The following is a 19,930-nucleotide window of genomic DNA, read 5'->3' as shown; positions in this document are numbered from 1 at the left end:
GCTCTCCTTTACGGCATTTTTTAAATCAAGCACACACAAAATGTATTCAGACAGGGTAACGGAGAAGGTTATGTGTTCAATTTTTGGCGTATTCGATATTAAGTCAGATGCAGGGGAACTGCGGAAAAAGGCGCTCGAGCTGTCACGCCTGATGCGCCATCGCGGCCCGGACTGGTCCGGTATTTTTGCCTGCGACAAGGCCATCCTCGCGCATGAACGTCTGTCCATTGTCGACGTCAACGCGGGCGCTCAGCCACTGTATAACGAAAAGAAAACCCACGTATTGGCTGTCAACGGCGAAATCTACAACCATCAGGCGCTGCGTGCGGAATATGGCGATCGCTATGCGTTCCAGACCGGCTCCGACTGCGAAGTTATCCTCGCGCTGTACCAGGAAAAAGGCCCGGAATTTCTTGACGATCTGCAAGGAATGTTCGCTTTCGCCCTGTACGATACCGAGAAAGACGCGTATCTGATTGGTCGCGACCACATCGGGATTATCCCGCTGTATATGGGTTATGACGAACACGGTAACCTGTATGTTGCTTCGGAAATGAAAGCGTTGGTGCCGGTTTGCCGCACGATTAAAGAGTTTCCGGCGGGCAGCTATTTATGGAGCCAGGACGGTGAGATTCGTCAGTACTATCAGCGCGACTGGTTCGAGTACGATGCGGTAAAAGATAACGTTACCGACAAAGCGGAACTGCGCCAGGCGCTGGAAGACTCGGTAAAAAGCCATCTGATGTCAGATGTGCCGTACGGCGTGTTGCTCTCCGGCGGTCTGGATTCTTCAGTGATTTCCGCTATCACCAAAAAGTTCGCCGCGCGTCGCGTGGAAGATCAGGAAAGATCTGAAGCCTGGTGGCCGCAGCTACACTCCTTCGCCGTCGGTCTGGAAGGTTCTCCGGATCTGAAAGCCGCGCAGGAAGTCGCGAACCATCTGGGCACGGTGCACCATGAGATTCACTTCACCGTGCAGGAAGGGTTAGATGCGATCCGCGATGTAATTTATCACATCGAAACGTACGATGTGACCACGATTCGCGCGTCAACGCCAATGTACTTAATGTCGCGTAAAATCAAAGCGATGGGCATCAAAATGGTGCTATCCGGCGAGGGATCTGACGAAGTGTTCGGCGGCTATCTTTACTTCCATAAAGCGCCAAACGCCAAAGAACTGCACGAAGAAACGGTACGTAAACTGCAGGCGCTACATATGTTTGACTGCGCGCGCGCCAACAAAGCGATGTCAGCCTGGGGCGTGGAAGCCCGCGTCCCGTTCCTCGACAAGAAATTTCTCGATGTGGCCATGCGTATCAATCCGGAAGATAAGATGTGCGGCAACGGCAAGATGGAAAAACATATCCTGCGTGAATGTTTCGAATCTTACCTGCCGGCAAGCGTTGCATGGCGTCAGAAAGAGCAATTCTCCGATGGCGTGGGCTACAGCTGGATCGACACCCTGAAAGAAGTGGCGGCGCAGCAGGTAACCGACCAGCAACTGGAAACCGCCAGCTTCCGCTTCCCTTACAACACGCCAGGCTCGAAAGAAGCGTATCTGTATCGTGAGATCTTTGAAGAATTGTTCCCGCTCCCGAGCGCCGCGGAATGCGTGCCGGGCGGCCCGTCTGTCGCCTGCTCTTCCGCCAAAGCGATCGAATGGGATGAAGCGTTCAAAACCATGAACGATCCTTCCGGACGCGCGGTCGGCGTACATCAGTCGGCATACAAATAAATCTGCATGATGAAATGGGTCCGCAAGGGCCCTTTTTTTGTTCTAAAATCTTGCCCATAAAGTGTTTCATAACCAATAATTGCCGATTATTGCGTCACGCTGTTCGCAACCTAACCAAACAGTCACATTCACGCTGTTTTCGATGAAAAAGAGGTTGACGCTTCAAGGCTCAATACGCATAATGCGCCCCGCAACGCCGATAAGGTAACGCGAAAAAAGAGGGCTACGTAGCTCAGTTGGTTAGAGCACATCACTCATAATGATGGGGTCACAGGTTCGAATCCCGTCGTAGCCACCATCTTTTTTGCGGGAGTGGCGAAATTGGTAGACGCACCAGATTTAGGTTCTGGCGCCGCAAGGTGTGCGAGTTCAAGTCTCGCCTCCCGCACCATTCACCAGTACGCGTTGCACGGATGGGGTATCGCCAAGCGGTAAGGCACCGGTTTTTGATACCGGCATTCCCTGGTTCGAATCCAGGTACCCCAGCCATATTTCTTCGAGTTTGCGGATCACCGCGACGGTCATTGGGGTATCGCCAAGCGGTAAGGCACCGGTTTTTGATACCGGCATTCCCTGGTTCGAATCCAGGTACCCCAGCCATCGAAGAAATACTCTGGCTACGTAGCTCAGTTGGTTAGAGCACATCACTCATAATGATGGGGTCACAGGTTCGAATCCCGTCGTAGCCACCATCTTACGAAATGTCGATTAATTCGGCAGATTCAGAGAAATTTGTTGGGGTATCGCCAAGCGGTAAGGCACCGGATTCTGATTCCGGCATTCCGAGGTTCGAATCCTCGTACCCCAGCCACATTTTTCAGACGTTCCGCTAACGAACGTAAGAAGTACGCCAATTGGGGTATCGCCAAGCGGTAAGGCACCGGATTCTGATTCCGGCATTCCGAGGTTCGAATCCTCGTACCCCAGCCACGTTAAAAAAGCTCGCTTCGGCGAGCTTTTTGCTTTTATGAATTCCGAAAGTCCCAGCCAGCCGTATACATGTTCTGCCTCTGTCGCTAGATTAAGCCACGGCAGATAAAGGGACGTTACGATGAACTACCAGATTTTTCCGTTTATATTTACCCGGACGGCAACGCTGTTCCTTTTTGTTTTCGCCGTCGTGCTAACTTTCTTTGACCTTTCCGCGTTGCTAACCTACCTTATTCTGGTCGGTTTATTCTTTCCCATCGGCATATCAATGCGCCTGCACCAGCTCAACGAAACGGGAGTAGCGCTCACGCTAACGGAGAAGACCCACAATATCACCTACATTCATGGCTTACCGGCGCATGAACAGCGGATGGTTATTAAAAACCCCTGTTTCTGGTCGAAAAAACGTATCCAGCAATTTTATATCTTCAGCTTTCTTGGGAAGCTAATTTTACAGGGGTTCTGTATCGCGATATTGGCACGCGAATATCTCCTGACAGCAGAAAATGCCGCAACAGACATCGTCGCCCTGCTCATACTTGTGTATATGCTATCGATGTCAGGGAGAAGCGCCTATATGCTATATCGCATCGCCACCCATCGTTGGCGCTGTGAACCCCTGACGACCAGCAGCGGAAGCGTCTGGTATCAGGGATTTTTATTCGAAGGAAACAACAGAGTAACGCTGTTCGAGCGACTACTTTAAGCGCGTGTTACAACCCTAACGCATACTTCAGCGCCTGGCGTTTAACAACACCCGCACGTTCAGCAGCCATCAGGCCGAGGTTGCGCAGCATACGCAGCGGCGGCAGGTTATTACTGAATCCAGCGTAAAACAGATCCATGCCACTCTGCATCATAAAGTTATCCGCCATGCGCCGCATTTGGTAGCGCTTCAACACCGGCTGGCTGGCCCAACGTTCTCCATAGCTGCGCGCATTTACCAGCACATCGATCAGCGCATCGACATCGCGATAGCCGAGGTTCACCCCCTGCCCGGCCAGCGGATGAATGGTATGCGCCGCATCGCCCACCAGCGCCAGGCCCGGCTGAACATACTGCAACGCGTGTCGACGGGTCAGCGGGAACGCACCTGCGGCCAGCGGCGTCACCGGCCCCAGCCGCGCCGGGAAATGTTTTACGATTTCCGCCTGCAACTGCGGCATGCTCAGGGTCTGCAACTGGCGAATACGCGCTGGCGCGTCATACCATACCAGCGATGCCCAGCGATCAAAGAGCGGCAGAAAGGCGCGCGGGCCATCCGGCGTAAACTGCTGCCAGGTACTGTCCCCCGGCGCCTGCTCGCACTGAACGCTGATCAGCATGCATGACTGCGCATACTGCCAGGCGTGAATGCCAATGCCAGCCCGTTGGCGCACCTGTGAATTCGCGCCGTCAGCGCCGACCACCAGCTTCGCCATAATCTGCTCGCCATCTGCCAGCTCCAGTACCTGACTGTCGTGATGACGATGTAGCGCCGCAAGCGACGCAGGGACTCGCAGGGTAACGTTCGGATGCGCCTCCAGCGCCTGCCACAGCGCCTGCTGCAAAACGGTGTTCTCGACCATATAGCCCAGCAGCGGCAGCTTCAGTTCCGCAGCGTCAAAAACAACGTGGGCATTTTCCCATTCCCAGGTTTCCAGCCGACGATAAGGATGGCTGCGCATCCCTTGTACCGCATCCCAGACGCCCAGGCTTTTCAACAGCGAAACAGACGCGGCGCTGATCGCGGAAATACGCACGTCGGGCCGGCTGTCCGCCGCAAAGGGCGCTGGCGCGGCGTGTTCAATCACCGTGACCGTAAATCCGTTCTGCGCCAGTCCCAGCGCCAGCGCGCCGCCGACCATTCCTCCGCCGACAATGGCCACTTCCGTTGGTTGATTTGTCATGGTCATTCATCCTGTTACGTGAATCAGATAAGTTTACAGGATTTTTTACCCCTTGAGGCTGATAACGGTCATACTGGTCACAACCGCGGCAAAGCATTACACTATGCGCCCTGCAATTCAGCCACTATTTCGCAAGAGCAAGTCGATGACCAAAAAACTCCATATTAAAACCTGGGGCTGTCAGATGAACGAATACGATTCATCGAAGATGGCCGATCTGCTGGATGCCACTCACGGGTATCAACTGACCGACGTGGCGGAAGAAGCGGATGTGCTGCTGCTGAATACCTGCTCTATCCGCGAGAAGGCTCAGGAAAAAGTCTTCCACCAGTTAGGCCGCTGGAAGCTGCTGAAAGAGAAAAACCCCGATCTGATTATCGGCGTCGGCGGCTGCGTAGCGTCTCAGGAAGGCGAACATATCCGTCAACGCGCTCACTATGTCGACATTATTTTTGGCCCGCAGACGCTGCACCGTCTGCCGGAGATGATCAACTCCGTTCGTGGCGATCGCAGCCCGGTGGTGGACATCAGCTTCCCGGAAATCGAGAAATTTGACCGTCTGCCGGAACCGCGCGCGGAAGGGCCGACCGCTTTCGTTTCTATTATGGAAGGCTGCAACAAATATTGTACCTACTGCGTGGTGCCGTACACCCGTGGTGAAGAGGTCAGCCGTCCGTGCGATGACATCCTGTTCGAAATTGCCCAACTGGCGGCTCAGGGCGTGCGTGAAGTGAACCTGCTCGGTCAGAACGTTAACGCCTGGCGCGGTGAGAACTACGACGGCACCACCGGATCTTTCGCCGACCTGCTGCGTCTGGTCGCCGCCATCGACGGTATCGATCGCATTCGTTTTACGACCAGCCATCCGATCGAGTTTACCGACGACATCATTGAGGTTTACCGTGATACGCCGGAACTGGTGAGCTTCCTGCACCTGCCGGTGCAGAGCGGCGCGGATCGCGTACTTAACCTGATGGGACGCACCCACACGGCGCTGGAATACAAAGCGATTATCCGTAAACTGCGCGCGGCGCGCCCGGATATTCAAATCAGCTCCGATTTTATCGTCGGCTTCCCGGGGGAAACCACTCAGGATTTCGAGCAGACCATGAAACTGATTGCCGACGTCAATTTTGACATGAGCTACAGCTTTATCTTCTCTGCGCGTCCGGGTACGCCGGCAGCCGACATGGTGGATGACGTGCCGGAAGAAGAGAAAAAGCAACGACTGTATATTCTTCAGGATCGCATTAACCAGCAGGCAATGGCCTGGAGCCGCCGTATGCTCGGCACCGTTCAGCGCATTCTGGTCGAAGGCACGTCGCGTAAGAGCATCATGGAACTGTCCGGTCGTACTGAAAATAACCGCGTGGTCAACTTTGAAGGCACGCCGGATATGATCGGTAAGTTTGTCGATGTGGAAATCACCGACGTCTGGACCAACTCCCTGCGCGGTAAAGTGGTACGTACCGAAGACGAAATGGGCCTGCGTATCGCTGAAACGCCGGAATCGGTCATTGCCCGCACCCGTAAGGAAAACGATATTGGCGTCGGGTTCTACCAGCCTTAACGCCTTCAGGCCCGCTACGCTGGCGGGCCTTGTAATTCTTCTCGCCGCCCCCATTTCTACTGCAATGCTTGCGCCTTTATCCACTGGCGTGAATAATTTCCTTATCAGCCGGTGAACGTTCATCTTCCGGCTACCTATGCATAAGAGGAACAGTTTGAACACAGACACTCGCGAAATTACCCTTGAGCCCGCAGACAATGCCCGCCTGCTGAGCCTTTGCGGCCCGTTTGACGACAACATCAAACAGCTGGAACGCCGTCTCGGCATCGAGATTAACCGCCGTGACAACCACTTTAAACTGACCGGTCGCCCAATTTGCGTTACCGCTGCGGCAGATATTTTGCGCAGTCTGTATGTTGATACCGCGCCGATGCGCGGCCAGATTCAGGACATCGAACCGGAACAGATTCATCTCGCCATTAAAGAGGCGCGCGTGCTTGAGCAGAGCGCCGAAAGCGTGCCGGAATACGGCAAAGCGGTGAACATTAAAACCAAACGCGGCGTCATTAAACCGCGCACGCCGAACCAGGCGCAGTACATCGCCAATATTCTCGACCACGATATCACCTTCGGCGTCGGGCCGGCGGGTACCGGTAAAACCTATCTGGCGGTCGCGGCGGCGGTCGATGCGCTGGAACGTCAGGAAATTCGTCGCATTCTGTTGACCCGCCCAGCGGTTGAAGCGGGTGAGAAACTCGGCTTCCTGCCGGGCGATCTCAGTCAGAAGGTCGATCCGTATCTGCGCCCGCTGTATGACGCGCTGTTTGAAATGCTCGGCTTTGAGAAAGTGGAAAAGCTGATCGAGCGCAACGTGATCGAAGTCGCGCCGCTGGCCTATATGCGCGGGCGCACCCTGAATGACGCGTTCATTATTCTTGATGAAAGCCAGAACACCACCATCGAACAGATGAAGATGTTCCTGACCCGTATCGGCTTTAACTCAAAAGCGGTGATCACCGGCGATATCACGCAGATTGACCTGCCGCGCAACACGAAGTCCGGGCTGCGTCACGCGATTGAAGTGTTGGCGAACGTCGAAGAGATCAGCTTCAACTTCTTCCACAGCGAAGACGTAGTGCGCCATCCGGTGGTCGCGCGCATCGTGAACGCTTATGAGGCCTGGGAAGAAGCGGAACAAAAACGCAAAGCCGAACTGGCGGCGGAACGCAAGCGTGAAGCGCAGGAGCAAGAGCAGAAATGAATCCGGTGATCCTTGATTTACAGCTGGCGTGTGAAAACAACGCGGGCCTGCCGGACGAAGTCCAGTTTCAGACATGGCTGAATGCGGTAATCCCGCAGTTTCAGGAAGAATCAGAAGTGACGATTCGCCTGGTCGATACCGCGGAAAGCCACGATCTCAACCTGACCTACCGGGGAAAAGATAAGCCGACCAACGTGCTCTCCTTTCCGTTTGACGCGCCGCCGGGTATTGAGATGCCGTTGCTGGGCGATCTGGTTATCTGCCGTCAGGTGGTTGAACAGGAAGCGCAGGAACAGGGCAAGCCGCTGGAAGCCCATTGGGCGCATATGGTGGTACACGGCAGTTTGCATTTACTCGGCTACGACCACATCGAAGACGATGAGGCCGAGGAAATGGAAGCCCTCGAAACAGAGATTATGCTTGCTCTGGGCTATGAGGATCCGTACATTGCCGAGAAGGAGTAGCACTCCTTCATTTTGCAGGCCTGAGACGCGTAGCGCCATCAGGCGATAAATGCCGTCAGCGGCTGAGTTTACGCCTGACGCGCGTTCGATTAACTAACATGAGAACCCATACGACGCCATGAGCGACGACAATTCACACAGTAGTGACACGTTAAGCAACAAGAAGGGATTTTTCTCCCTGTTACTGAGCCAACTTTTCCACGGTGAACCGAAAAACCGTGATGAACTGCTGGCGCTGATCCGTGATTCCGGGCAAAACGAGCTGATCGATGAAGATACGCGCGACATGCTCGAAGGGGTAATGGATATTGCGGACCAGCGCGTTCGCGACATCATGATCCCCCGCTCCCAGATGATTACCCTGAAACGCAACCAGACGCTGGACGAATGCCTCGATGTCATTATCGAGTCCGCCCACTCGCGTTTTCCGGTGATCAGCGAAGACAAAGATCACATTGAAGGGATTCTGATGGCGAAGGATTTGCTGCCTTTTATGCGCAGCGACGCCGAAGCCTTCAGCATGGAAAAAGTGTTACGCCAGGCCGTTGTCGTCCCGGAGAGCAAACGCGTTGACCGGATGCTCAAGGAGTTCCGCTCACAGCGTTATCATATGGCTATCGTCATCGACGAGTTCGGCGGCGTCTCTGGTCTGGTGACCATTGAAGACATCCTTGAACTGATCGTGGGTGAAATCGAAGACGAGTATGACGAAGAAGACGATATCGACTTCCGCCAACTCAGCCGCCACACCTGGACCGTCCGCGCGCTTGCGCCGATTGAAGATTTTAATGAAGCTTTCGGCACCCACTTTAGCGATGAAGAGGTCGATACCATCGGCGGCCTGGTGATGCAGGCGTTTGGTCACCTGCCCGCCCGCGGTGAAACCATTGACATTGATGGTTACCAGTTCAAAGTGGCCATGGCCGACAGCCGCCGTATTATTCAGGTTCATGTCAGAATTCCGGATGACTCCCCCCAGCCAAAACTGGACGAATAAAACCGAACGGGAAGAAGAACTCAATGGCATTTGCCTCTTTACTTGAACGCCAGCGCATTCGCCTGCTGCTGGCGTTATTATTCGGGGCCAGCGGGACGCTGGCATTTTCTCCGTATGACATCTGGCCCGCGGCGATAATTTCGCTTATGGGCCTGCAGGCGTTAACCTTAAACCGACGTCCGCTCCAGTCCGCCGCTGTCGGCTACTTCTGGGGACTGGGGTTGTTCGGCACCGGTATCAACTGGGTGTACGTCAGCATCGCGCAGTTTGGCGGGATGCCTGGTCCGGTCAACGTCTTTCTCGTGGTGCTGCTCGCCGCTTACCTTTCTTTGTATACCGGCCTGTTTGCCGGGATCCTGGCGCGCCTGTGGCCGGAAACCCGCTGGCTGCGCGTGGCGATTGCCGCGCCAGTGGTCTGGCAAATCACCGAGTTCCTGCGCGGCTGGGTTCTGACCGGCTTCCCGTGGCTGCAGTTTGGCTACAGCCAGATTGACGGCCCGCTGAAGGGGCTGGCGCCGGTAATGGGCGTCGAGGCGATCAATTTTATACTGATGATGACGAGCGGCCTGCTGGTGCTGGCCCTCGTCAGCCGAAACTGGCGTCCGCTGGCGGTGGCGGCGATACTGTTTGCGCTGCCTTTCCCGCTGCGATACATCCAGTGGTATACGCCGGAACCCGAAAGGGCGACCCAGGTTTCTCTGGTGCAGGGGGATATCCCGCAGTCGCTGAAGTGGGACGAAAGCCAACTGATCAATACGCTGAAAATCTACCTTGATGCCACCCAACCGCTGATGGGGAAATCGCAGCTGATCATCTGGCCGGAATCCGCAATTCCGGATCTGGAAATTAACCAGCAGCGCTTCCTCGGCATGATGGACGATTTGTTACGTTCAAAAAACAGTACGCTCATTACCGGCATCGTTGACGCGCGCCTGAACAAGCAGAACCGTTACGACACCTACAACACGATTATTACGCTGGGTAAAGACAATCCTTACAGCTACGACTCAGGCAATCGCTACAACAAAAACCACCTCGTGCCGTTTGGCGAGTTTGTGCCGCTGGAGTCGATCCTGCGTCCGTTAGCGCCCTTTTTTGATCTGCCGATGTCCTCATTCAGCCGCGGTCCGTATATCCAGCCGCAGCTGCACGCCCATGGCTTTGCCCTGACGGCGGCCATTTGCTACGAGATCATTCTGGGCGAACAGGTGCGGGATAACTTCCGTCCGGACACCGACTACCTGCTGACCATCTCTAACGACGCATGGTTCGGCAAGTCGATTGGCCCGTGGCAGCACTTCCAGATGGCGCGGATGCGTTCGCTGGAGCTGGCAAGACCGCTGCTGCGTAGCACCAATAACGGGATAACCGCGGTAATTGGCCCGCAGGGCGATGTCCAGGCGATGATCCCTCAGTTTACGCGTCAGGTGCTGACCACCACCGTGACGCCGACCACAGGCTTAACGCCGTATGCCCGTACCGGCAACTGGCCGCTGTGGGCGATAACCGCCCTGTTTGGTTTTGGCGCACTGCTAATGGGCTTGCGTCAACGCCGGAAGTAACCCTCCCGCGTAATCTCGCCGGATGGCGGCCCTGGCCCGTCTCCGGCGTTTCCTTTCTCCTGCTATTCCATTCTGGCACGTCTATTGCTTTGTAATACAAGGCAAACCTGTTTTAAGCCCAACGTGCAACCGGGACGCACCAACGCGGTTCATCGGTAGCACCGAAACAGTGCAATGAAAGATTTTTGCCTCCGGATGGTGCGGCGCACTTCGCAAAAATAAACAATAACGCAGCAATATCTTTACATTCAGCCAAACTAAATGTTAACAAACAGGTACAACACTGCACGCGCAAGTTGCAGACGATAACAACATCACAATGGGTATCAATGCGCCGATGGCGCAGACGATAAAGGAGTTGGATATGCAATTACGTAAGCTAGCCACAGCAATGCTGGTTATGGGGCTGTCTGCCGGTGTGGCGCACGCGGAAGACGCCGCGCCTGCTGCGGGCAGCACGCTGGACAAGATCGCCAAAAACGGCGTCATTGTCGTGGGTCACCGTGAGTCATCCGTACCGTTCTCGTATTATGACAATCAGCAGAAAGTGGTGGGTTATTCTCAGGACTACTCCAACGCCATCGTTGAAGCGGTGAAGAAGAAGCTGAATAAGCCTGACCTGCAGGTGAAGCTGATTCCGATTACCTCCCAGAACCGTATTCCGCTGCTGCAAAACGGCACTTTCGATTTTGAGTGCGGCTCTACCACCAACAACGTTGAGCGCCAGAAGCAGGCCGCATTCTCTAACACCATCTTTGTCGTCGGTACCCGCTTGCTGGCGAAAAAAGGCGGCGACATTAAAGACTTCCCGGATCTGAAGGGCAAAGCGGTGGTGGTGACTTCCGGTACCACCTCGGAGATTCTGCTGCACAAGCTGAACGACGAGCAAAAAATGAATATGCGCATCATCAGCGCCAAAGACCACGGTGACTCCTTCCGCACGCTGGAAAGCGGTCGCGCAGTCGCGTTCATGATGGATGATGCCCTGCTGGCGGGCGAACGCGCGAAGGCGAAAAAACCGGACAACTGGGAAATCGTCGGCAAAGCGCAGTCCGAAGAGGCTTACGGCTGCATGCTGCGTAAAAACGATCCGGATTTCAAAAAATTGATGGATGAGACCATCGCCCAGGCGCAAACCTCTGGCGAAGCGGCAAAATGGTTTGATAAATGGTTTAAAAACCCTATCCCGCCCAAGAACCTGAACATGAATTTCGAACTCTCTGACGAAATGAAGGCCCTGTTCAAAGAGCCAAACGACAAAGCACTTAACTAACAACAATGAAATAGGGCGAGATCTCCTTGCCCTCTCGATTGCTGGTCAGCACGGACAGACTATACGCCTGATGGTCGTTCCCCATCAGGCCTGAAAACCGAAACACGCTGATCAACAATCTTCGAGGGTAGCGCTGCTACCCTTTTTTTTCGGAGTAGATGTATGTCAATAGACTGGAACTGGGGTATTTTTTTACAGGAAGCCCCCTTCGGCAACACCACCTATCTCGGCTGGCTCTGGAGTGGCTTTCAGGTCACCGTGGCGTTATCCATCACCGCCTGGATCATTGCTTTTCTCGTCGGCTCGTTATTCGGCATTCTTCGCACTGTGCCAAACCGTTTTCTTTCCGGTATCGGCACGCTTTACGTGGAACTGTTCCGTAACGTTCCGCTGATCGTGCAGTTCTTTACCTGGTATCTGGTCGTGCCGGAACTGCTGCCGGAAGATCTCGGCATGTGGTTTAAGGCAGAACTGGATCCCAACATTCAGTTCTTCCTGTCGTCAATGATCTGTCTGGGGCTGTTTACCGCCGCCCGCGTTTGTGAGCAGGTACGCGCGGCAATACAGTCGCTGCCGCGCGGGCAAAAGAATGCGGCGCTGGCCATGGGACTGACGCTGCCGCAGGCGTATCGTTACGTGCTGCTGCCTAACGCTTACCGGGTGATCGTACCGCCGATGACCTCAGAGATGATGAACCTGGTGAAAAACTCGGCCATCGCCTCCACCATCGGTCTGGTCGATATGGCGGCGCAGGCGGGCAAGCTGCTCGATTACTCCGCCCACGCCTGGGAATCCTTTACCGCCATTACCCTGGCATACGTATTAATTAATGCCTTCATCATGCTGGTGATGAACCTGGTGGAACGGAAAGTCCGCCTGCCTGGCAATATGGGAGGCAAATAATGTACGAATTTGACTGGAGTTCCATTGTCCCTTCCCTGCCGTATCTGCTGGACGGCCTGCTGATTACGCTGAAAATCACCCTGACAGCGGTGGTCGTGGGGATTGTCTGGGGCACGCTGCTCGCGGTAATGCGCCTCTCAAGCTTTGCGCCGATCGCCTGGTTTGCCAAAGCCTACGTTAACGTTTTCCGCTCCATCCCGCTGGTGATGGTACTGCTGTGGTTCTACCTGATTGTGCCGGGGCTACTGCAGGATGTGCTGGGCCTGTCGCCGAAAACCGATATCCGTCTGATCTCGGCGATGGTGGCTTTTTCGATGTTCGAAGCGGCGTATTACTCCGAGATTATCCGCGCCGGTATCCAGAGTATTTCCCGCGGACAGTCAAGCGCTGCGCTGGCGCTGGGGATGACCCACTGGCAGTCGATGAAGCTCATCATTCTGCCGCAGGCGTTTCGCGCGATGGTACCGCTGCTGCTCACGCAGGGTATTGTCCTGTTCCAGGACACCTCCCTTGTTTACGTTTTAAGCCTTGCGGACTTCTTCCGCACCGCGTCCACGATTGGCGAGCGTGACGGCACGCAGGTTGAAATGATCCTGTTTGCTGGCGCCGTCTACTTTGTTATCAGCCTGAGCGCGTCGTTGTTGGTCAGCTATTTGAAGAAAAGGACAGTTTAATGATTACCCTGAAAAATGTTTCGAAATGGTATGGTCACTTTCAGGTGTTGACCGACTGCTCCACGGAAGTAAAAAAAGGCGAAGTGGTGGTGGTTTGCGGTCCCTCGGGTTCCGGTAAGTCAACGCTGATTAAAACCGTTAACGGCCTGGAACCCGTGCAAAAAGGCGAAATTACCGTCAACGGTATTATGGTCAACGACAAGAAAACGGATCTGGCGAAGCTGCGCTCGCGCGTCGGCATGGTGTTCCAGCACTTTGAGTTGTTTCCACATCTGTCGATCATCGAAAACCTGACGCTGGCGCAGGTCAAAGTGCTTAAGCGCGATAAAGCCCCTGCCCGTGAAAAAGCGCAGAAACTGCTGGAGCGCGTCGGCCTTGCCGCCCACGCCAACAAGTTTCCGGCGCAGCTTTCCGGCGGCCAACAGCAGCGTGTGGCGATTGCCCGCGCGCTGTGCATGGATCCGATCGCGATGCTGTTTGACGAACCCACGTCGGCACTCGACCCGGAGATGATCAACGAAGTACTGGACGTCATGGTTGAGCTGGCCAACGAAGGGATGACCATGATGGTGGTCACGCACGAAATGGGCTTTGCGCGTAAAGTGGCGAACCGGGTGATTTTTATGGACGAAGGGAAAATTGTCGAAGACTCGCCAAAAGAAGCGTTCTTCGCTAACCCGCAATCCGAACGCGCAAAAGACTTCCTTGCGAAAATCCTGCATTGATCCTGACGGCGCGCACGGCAGAGTGCGCGCCATCTCACGCTTTCTTGTTTCGCTCCTCGAATCCTTTTCAGCCCGGCGTTACCCTTGCCGCAAAAGTAGCGCTTACAAGGAGCAACAATGGCACTTCCGATTTTGTTTGATTGCGATCCGGGTCATGACGACGCTATCGCAATGGTTCTCGCCCTCGCCTCACCAGAACTTGATGTTAAAGCCATTACCGCCTCCGCCGGCAACCAGACGCCAGAGAAAACGCTGCGTAACGTGCTGCGTATGCTGACGTTGTTGAAGCGTACCGATATTCCGGTCGCGGGCGGGGCGGTGAAGCCATTAATGCGCGAGCTGATCATCGCCGATAACGTTCATGGCGAAAGCGGGCTGGACGGTCCGGCGCTGCCGGAACCGGCTTTTGCGCCGCAGCCCTGCACCGCCGTCGAGTTAATGGCGAAAACCCTGCGCGAGAGTCCACAACCGGTCACCATCGTCTCGACCGGTCCGCAGACTAACGTTGCGCTATTACTGAATAGCCACCCGGAGCTGCACGCCAACATTGCGCGAATAGTGATCATGGGCGGCGCGATGGCGCTGGGTAACTGGACGCCCGCCGCCGAGTTTAATATTTTTGTCGACCCGGAAGCGGCGGAAATCGTCTTCCAGTCGGGCATTCCGGTCGTGATGGCGGGACTGGACGTCACGCACAAAGCGCAGATCCATGCTGATGATACCGAACGTTTTCGCGCCATCGGCAACCCGATCGCGACCATCGTCGCTGAACTACTCGATTTCTTCCTCGAGTATCATAAAGATGAAAAATGGGGATTCACCGGCGCGCCGCTGCATGACCCCTGTACCATCGCCTGGCTGCTGAAGCCGGAGCTGTTTACCACCGTGGAGCGCTGGGTCGGCGTCGAAACGCAGGGTAAGTACACGCAGGGAATGACGGTCGTGGATTACTATTTCCTGACGGGCAATAGACCGAACGCCACCGTGATGGTGGATGTCGATCGCGAAGGGTTTGTGGATCTTCTGGCTGAACGCCTGACGGCTTACGCGTAATGTTTGCCGGATGGCGACACCGCCATCCGGCAGTGCGAATCACGGCTCGAACGGTCTGCGCTGAAACTGATCGTGACCGCATTTTGGACACAGCGGCAGTACGTCTGGCGTATACACGGCTAAATGGAAATGGCATTTTTCACACACCAGGTTGCCTAACCCCACCACCTCGCCGCTGTGATAAACCCCGTGATGGCTGAGATCCTGGAACACCTCACGCCATTCCAGCTGTGTTTTGTCGGTAATATCCGCCAGTTCCTGCCACAAGCTCTCTTTAATTACCCGCATAAAGACGCTGTCGGACTCCTCCTCGAGGCTTTCTTCGTAGCTCATGGCGAACTCTTCCAGGTCGCGTCTGACCGCGCGGATCAGTTCGTCCGCCTCGGTTCGCGTTAACTCCCCTGCCTGCAATACCCGCTGCCGCGCCTGTTCCACCAGCAGGTCGATATCGCGTTCGCCGTTACGCAGGCGTTCGCTTAATGACGCCACCAGTTCACGGTAATATTGAGCAACCTTGTTCATCGTTTCGCCTCCTGGGTCGTTAACTGTCTATAATAATAGACGTTATTTGCACACTGCTTTGTAAGATCGCCCGCAGAGTGAGTAAATCAATGCGCGGATTAACCCTGCGAAAGACTGTTTTGACGCGGGCGTTTGGGCTATGCTATGCGGATCTAAAACACCACCTCTAAAGCTACGTTTGTAGCTGTATTGAAAACAGGACCACTGGCTGCCATGCAAGAGCAATACCGCCCGGAAGAGATAGAATCCAAAGTACAGCTTCACTGGGATGAGAAGCGCACATTTGAAGTAACCGAAGACGAGAGCAAAGAGAAGTATTACTGCCTGTCTATGCTTCCCTATCCTTCTGGCCGACTACACATGGGCCACGTGCGTAACTACACCATCGGTGACGTGATCGCCCGTTACCAGCGCATGCTCGGCAAAAACGTGTTGCAGCCTATCGGTTGGGACGCTTTCGGCCTGCCTGCGGAAGGCGCAGCGGTGAAAAACAACACCGCGCCGGCGCCGTGGACTTACGACAACATCGCCTATATGAAAAACCAGCTTAAAATGCTGGGCTTCGGTTACGACTGGAGCCGTGAACTGGCGACCTGCACCCCGGAATACTATCGCTGGGAACAGAAATTCTTTACCGAGCTGTATAAAAAAGGTCTGGTTTACAAAAAGACCTCTGCGGTGAACTGGTGCCCGAACGATCAGACCGTGCTCGCTAACGAACAGGTGATCGACGGCTGCTGCTGGCGCTGCGACACCAAAGTTGAGCGTAAAGAGATCCCGCAGTGGTTTATCAAAATTACCGCTTATGCGGACGAACTGCTGAACGATCTGGACAAGCTCGATCACTGGCCTGACACCGTCAAAACGATGCAGCGCAACTGGATTGGCCGTTCTGAAGGCGTGGAAATCACCTTTGATGTGACCGGTTATGAAGATACGCTGACCGTTTACACCACCCGCCCGGATACCTTTATGGGTGCCACTTACCTGGCCGTTGCCGCCGGTCACCCGCTGGCGCAGAAAGCCGCGGCGAACAACCCGGAACTGGCTGCCTTTATCGACGAATGCCGCAATACCAAAGTCGCGGAAGCCGACATGGCGACCATGGAGAAGAAAGGCGTCGATACCGGCTTTAAAGCGGTACATCCGTTAACCGGCGAAGCGATCCCGGTCTGGGCGGCGAACTTCGTGCTGATGGAATACGGCACCGGCGCGGTCATGGCGGTTCCGGGTCACGATCAGCGCGACTACGAATTTGCCACCAAATACGGTTTAACCATCAAACCCGTCATTCTTGCCGCCGACGGTTCCGAACCGGATCTGTCCGAACAGGCGCTGACCGAAAAAGGCGTGCTGTTTAACTCCGGCGAATTCGACGGTCTGGCCTTTGAAGACGCCTTCAACGCGATTGCCGACAAACTGGCGGCGAAAGGCGTGGGCGAGCGCAAAGTGAACTACCGTCTGCGCGACTGGGGCGTTTCCCGTCAGCGCTACTGGGGCGCGCCGATCCCAATGGTCACCCTGGAAGACGGCACCGTCATGCCAACCCCGGAAGATCAACTGCCGGTGATCCTGCCGGAAGACGTGGTCATGGACGGTATCACCAGCCCGATCAAAGCCGATCCTCAGTGGGCGAAAACCACCGTTAACGATCAGCCGGCGCTGCGTGAAACCGACACCTTCGACACCTTTATGGAGTCCTCCTGGTATTACGCGCGCTACACCTGCCCGCAGTATCAGGAAGGCATGCTGGATTCCAAAGCCGCCAACTACTGGCTGCCTGTGGATATTTACATCGGCGGTATTGAACACGCCATCATGCATCTGCTCTACTTCCGCTTCTTCCATAAGCTGATGCGCGACGCGGGCATGGTGAACTCTGACGAACCGGCGAAACAGTTGCTGTGTCAGGGCATGGTGCTGGCGGATGCGTTCTATTATGTCGGCGAAAACGGCGAGCGTAACTGGGTTTCTCCGGTAGATGCCATTGTTGAGCGTGACGAGAAAGGCCGTATCGTGAAAGCGAAAGACGCGGCAGGCCATGAACTGGTGTACACCGGCATGAGCAAAATGTCGAAGTCGAAAAACAACGGTATCGACCCGCAGGTGATGGTTGAGCGTTACGGCGCCGACACCGTACGTCTGTTCATGATGTTCGCCTCCCCGGCGGATATGACCCTCGAATGGCAGGAATCCGGCGTTGAAGGGGCAAACCGCTTCCTGAAACGCGTCTGGAAACTGGTTTACGAGCATACTTCACGTGGCGACGCTGCGCCGCTGAACGTTGCCGCGCTGAGTGAAGATCAAAAAGCATTGCGTCGCGACGTACACAAAACGATCGCCAAAGTGACCGATGATATTGGTCGTCGTCAGACCTTCAACACCGCTATCGCCGCGATCATGGAACTGATGAATAAGCTGGCGAAAGCGCCGCAGGAAGACGAACAGGACCGCGCCCTGATGCAGGAAGCGCTGTTGGCGGTTGTGCGTATGCTTAACCCGTTCACTCCGCACGTCTGCTTTACGTTGTGGCAGTCGCTGAAAGGCGAAGGCGATATCGACAATGCGCCGTGGCCGGTGGCTGACGACGCCGCGATGGTTGAAGACTCCACCCTCGTCGTGGTGCAGGTCAACGGCAAAGTGCGTGGCAAAATCACCGTTCCGGTGGATGCGACCGAAGAACAGGTTCGTGAACGTGCGGGTCAGGAACATCTGGTCGCAAAATATCTTGAGGGCGTGACCGTGCGTAAAGTGATTTACGTACCGGGTAAACTTCTCAATCTGGTCGTTGGCTAAGCGCGGGAGGAAGCGTGCGATATCTGGCAACAGTGTTGTTATCTCTGGCGGTGTTAACCACCGCCGGGTGTGGCTGGCATCTGCGTAGCACTACGCAGGTTCCGGACACCATGAAAACCATGATCCTCGACTCCGGTGATCCTAACGGCCCACTGAGTCGTGCGGTGCGTAATCAGTTGCGCCTGAACGATGTTGAGCTGCTGGAAAAAGGCTCAATGCGTAAAGATGTCCCATCGTTACGTCTGGGCGCCGTCAGTATTTCTCAGGATACGGCGTCGGTCTTCCAGGACGGTCAGACGGCTGAGTATCAGATGGTCATGAACGTTAACGCCTCGGTGCTGATCCCGGAACACGGTATTTACCCGATCAACACCAAAGTGTACCGTTCATTCTTCGACAACCCGCAGATGGCGCTGGCGAAGGATAACGAACAGCAGATGATCATCAACGAAATGTATGACAAAGCGGCTGAACAGCTGATTCGTAAGCTGTCCAGCGTAAAAATCGCTGATGTCCGCTCGGTTCAGGAAGAAGAAAAAACTGAAAATACCGTGGTCACACCTGCGGCTTCTTCCTCACGCGTTTCAACCACGCTGGGTAACTGATGATTCGGTTGTACCCTGAACAACTCCGCGCGCAGCTCTCCGAAGGGCTGCGCGCGGCGTATTTATTACTCGGTAACGACCCTCTTTTGTTGCAGGAAAGCCAGGACGCCATTCGTCAGGCAGCGGTAGCGCAGGGGTTCGAAGAACACCATACCTTTTCGCTCGACAACAGCACCGACTGGAATGCGCTGTTTTCACAGTGTCAGGCGATGAGTCTGTTCGCCAGTCGACAGACGCTGTTGCTGTTGCTGCCGGAAAACGGTCCAAACGCCGCCATCAACGAGCAGTTGGCCCACCTTACGCAGTTACTGCATGACGATCTCCTGCTTTTGGTGCGCGGTAATAAGCTCACAAAAGCCCAGGAAAATGCCGCGTGGCTCAGCGCGCTGGCCGATCGGAGCGTGCAGGTCAGTTGCCAGACGCCGGAGCAGGCTCAGCTTCCGCGCTGGGTGGCCGCCCGGGCAAAACAAAAGAATCTGCAACTGGATGACGCGGCAAATCAGCTGCTGTGCTATTGCTATGAAGGCAACCTGCTGGCGCTGGCACAGGCGCTGGAACGTCTGTCATTGCTGTGGCCGGACGGAAAACTCACGCTACCCCGTGTCGAACAGGCGGTGAACGATGCCGCGCACTTTACCCCGTTTCATTGGGTCGATGCGCTGGTGATGGGCAAGAGCAAACGCGCACTGCATATTCTTCAGCAATTACGCCTGGAAGGCAGCGAGCCGGTCATTTTATTGCGCACCCTGCAGCGTGAACTTTTACTGCTGGTCAACCTCAAGCGCCAGGCCGCCCATACGCCCCTGCGCGCGCTGTTTGATAAACACCGCGTCTGGCAAAACCGCCGTGCCATGACGAGCGAAGCCCTGAACCGACTAAGTCTGACGCAACTGCGCCAGGCGGTGCAGCTACTGACACGTACAGAAATAACGCTGAAGCAGGATTATGGCCAGTCAGTCTGGGCGGAACTCGAAGGTCTTTCGCTGCTGATTTGCCATAAGGCGCTGGCAGACGTTTTTATTGATGGTTGA

At 55.2% G+C, this 19,930-nt stretch carries 17 protein-coding genes and 7 tRNA genes; 22 read left to right on the top strand and 2 right to left on the bottom strand.

Features of this window, described 5'->3' with window-relative positions; translation table 11 throughout:
- Positions 1–70 precede the first annotated feature (70 nt).
- The 9 genes from asnB (at position 71) to OOJ60_RS00670 (ending at position 3,371) form a co-directional block, all read left to right on the top strand.
- Positions 71–1,735 (top strand): asparagine synthase B, encoded by a 1,665-nt coding sequence (gene asnB / locus OOJ60_RS00710; RefSeq protein ID WP_181821787.1) that lies wholly within the window; start codon positions 71–73, stop codon positions 1,733–1,735.
- Between the two features lie 221 nt (positions 1,736–1,956).
- A tRNA-Met gene (locus OOJ60_RS00705) sits at positions 1,957–2,033 on the top strand.
- Positions 2,034–2,041: 8 nt separating this feature from the next.
- A tRNA-Leu gene (locus OOJ60_RS00700) sits at positions 2,042–2,126 on the top strand.
- 23 nt (positions 2,127–2,149) lie between these two features.
- A tRNA-Gln gene (locus OOJ60_RS00695) sits at positions 2,150–2,224 on the top strand.
- A gap of 36 nt (positions 2,225–2,260) precedes the next feature.
- Positions 2,261–2,335, top strand: a tRNA-Gln gene (locus OOJ60_RS00690).
- Between the two features lie 15 nt (positions 2,336–2,350).
- Positions 2,351–2,427: transfer RNA gene (locus tag OOJ60_RS00685), tRNA-Met, on the top strand.
- Between the two features lie 44 nt (positions 2,428–2,471).
- Positions 2,472–2,546 (top strand) — tRNA-Gln (locus tag OOJ60_RS00680).
- A 44-nt stretch (positions 2,547–2,590) separates the two neighbouring features.
- Positions 2,591–2,665 (top strand) — tRNA-Gln (locus OOJ60_RS00675).
- Between the two features lie 121 nt (positions 2,666–2,786).
- Positions 2,787–3,371 carry a hypothetical protein gene (locus OOJ60_RS00670; protein ID WP_205611759.1) on the top strand — a complete coding sequence of 195 codons (585 nt, stop codon included), beginning with the start codon at positions 2,787–2,789 and terminating at the stop codon, positions 3,369–3,371.
- 7 nt (positions 3,372–3,378) lie between these two features.
- On the opposite strand, the gene ubiF is transcribed toward OOJ60_RS00670, so the two are convergent.
- Positions 3,379–4,554 carry a 3-demethoxyubiquinol 3-hydroxylase gene (gene ubiF / locus OOJ60_RS00665; protein ID WP_205611758.1) on the bottom strand — a complete coding sequence of 392 codons (1,176 nt, stop codon included), beginning with the start codon at positions 4,552–4,554 and terminating at the stop codon, positions 3,379–3,381.
- 145 nt (positions 4,555–4,699) lie between these two features.
- On the opposite strand from ubiF, the gene miaB reads away from it, so the two are divergent.
- The 10 genes from miaB (at position 4,700) to rihA (ending at position 14,976) form a co-directional block, all read left to right on the top strand.
- Positions 4,700–6,124 (top strand): tRNA (N6-isopentenyl adenosine(37)-C2)-methylthiotransferase MiaB, encoded by a 1,425-nt coding sequence (gene miaB, locus OOJ60_RS00660; protein ID WP_042285454.1) that lies wholly within the window; start codon positions 4,700–4,702, stop codon positions 6,122–6,124.
- Between the two features lie 154 nt (positions 6,125–6,278).
- On the top strand, positions 6,279–7,325 hold the full coding sequence (locus tag OOJ60_RS00655; RefSeq protein WP_042285455.1) for a PhoH family protein: 1,047 nt from the start codon (positions 6,279–6,281) through the stop codon (positions 7,323–7,325).
- The gene (gene ybeY, locus OOJ60_RS00650; RefSeq protein ID WP_060568904.1) at positions 7,322–7,789 is read left to right on the top strand and encodes an rRNA maturation RNase YbeY; all 468 of its coding nucleotides are present in this window, start codon (positions 7,322–7,324) and stop codon (positions 7,787–7,789) included. The genes OOJ60_RS00655 and ybeY overlap by 4 nt, the downstream gene beginning before the upstream one ends.
- Positions 7,790–7,907: 118 nt before the next feature.
- A complete protein-coding gene (gene corC, locus OOJ60_RS00645; protein ID WP_042285457.1) occupies positions 7,908–8,786 on the top strand; it encodes a CNNM family magnesium/cobalt transport protein CorC in 879 nt (292 codons plus the stop codon).
- Between the two features lie 23 nt (positions 8,787–8,809).
- Positions 8,810–10,348 carry an apolipoprotein N-acyltransferase gene (gene lnt, locus OOJ60_RS00640; RefSeq protein WP_205611757.1) on the top strand — a complete coding sequence of 513 codons (1,539 nt, stop codon included), beginning with the start codon at positions 8,810–8,812 and terminating at the stop codon, positions 10,346–10,348.
- A gap of 364 nt (positions 10,349–10,712) precedes the next feature.
- The gene (locus tag OOJ60_RS00635) at positions 10,713–11,621 is read left to right on the top strand and encodes an amino acid ABC transporter substrate-binding protein (RefSeq protein ID WP_042285462.1); all 909 of its coding nucleotides are present in this window, start codon (positions 10,713–10,715) and stop codon (positions 11,619–11,621) included.
- Positions 11,622–11,783: 162 nt separating this feature from the next.
- Entirely contained in the window at positions 11,784–12,524 is a 741-nt protein-coding gene (gene gltJ, locus OOJ60_RS00630) for a glutamate/aspartate ABC transporter permease GltJ (RefSeq protein ID WP_042285465.1), read from the top strand.
- A complete protein-coding gene (gene gltK, locus OOJ60_RS00625) occupies positions 12,524–13,198 on the top strand; it encodes a glutamate/aspartate ABC transporter permease GltK (RefSeq protein WP_042285468.1) in 675 nt (224 codons plus the stop codon). The genes gltJ and gltK overlap by 1 nt, the downstream gene beginning before the upstream one ends.
- Positions 13,198–13,923, top strand: coding sequence for a glutamate/aspartate ABC transporter ATP-binding protein GltL (gene gltL / locus OOJ60_RS00620; protein ID WP_205611756.1), 726 nt, complete (start codon positions 13,198–13,200; stop codon positions 13,921–13,923). The genes gltK and gltL overlap by 1 nt, the downstream gene beginning before the upstream one ends.
- Positions 13,924–14,040: 117 nt before the next feature.
- Entirely contained in the window at positions 14,041–14,976 is a 936-nt protein-coding gene (gene rihA, locus OOJ60_RS00615; RefSeq protein WP_181821791.1) for a pyrimidine-specific ribonucleoside hydrolase RihA, read from the top strand.
- Between the two features lie 39 nt (positions 14,977–15,015).
- On the opposite strand, the gene OOJ60_RS00610 is transcribed toward rihA, so the two are convergent.
- A complete protein-coding gene (locus OOJ60_RS00610; protein WP_042285476.1) occupies positions 15,016–15,498 on the bottom strand; it encodes a zinc ribbon-containing protein in 483 nt (160 codons plus the stop codon).
- Between the two features lie 213 nt (positions 15,499–15,711).
- Between OOJ60_RS00610 and leuS the strand changes: the two genes are divergently transcribed.
- Genes leuS through holA form a run of 3 tightly spaced genes read left to right on the top strand, consistent with a single transcriptional unit; the run spans position 15,712 to position 19,930 of the window.
- Complete coding sequence (gene leuS, locus OOJ60_RS00605; RefSeq protein WP_205611755.1) at positions 15,712–18,294, top strand: leucine--tRNA ligase; 2,583 nt, start codon at positions 15,712–15,714, stop codon at positions 18,292–18,294.
- Positions 18,295–18,308: 14 nt separating this feature from the next.
- The gene (lptE, locus tag OOJ60_RS00600) at positions 18,309–18,899 is read left to right on the top strand and encodes an LPS assembly lipoprotein LptE (RefSeq protein WP_042285481.1); all 591 of its coding nucleotides are present in this window, start codon (positions 18,309–18,311) and stop codon (positions 18,897–18,899) included.
- Positions 18,899–19,930, top strand: coding sequence for a DNA polymerase III subunit delta (gene holA / locus OOJ60_RS00595; protein ID WP_060568909.1), 1,032 nt, complete (start codon positions 18,899–18,901; stop codon positions 19,928–19,930). The genes lptE and holA overlap by 1 nt, the downstream gene beginning before the upstream one ends.

The sequence above is a fragment of the Citrobacter sp. R4 genome (assembly GCF_026719175.1).
Classification (GTDB): domain Bacteria; phylum Pseudomonadota; class Gammaproteobacteria; order Enterobacterales; family Enterobacteriaceae; genus Citrobacter_A; species Citrobacter_A sedlakii.
This window is presented reverse-complemented; position numbering and strand designations above follow the sequence as displayed.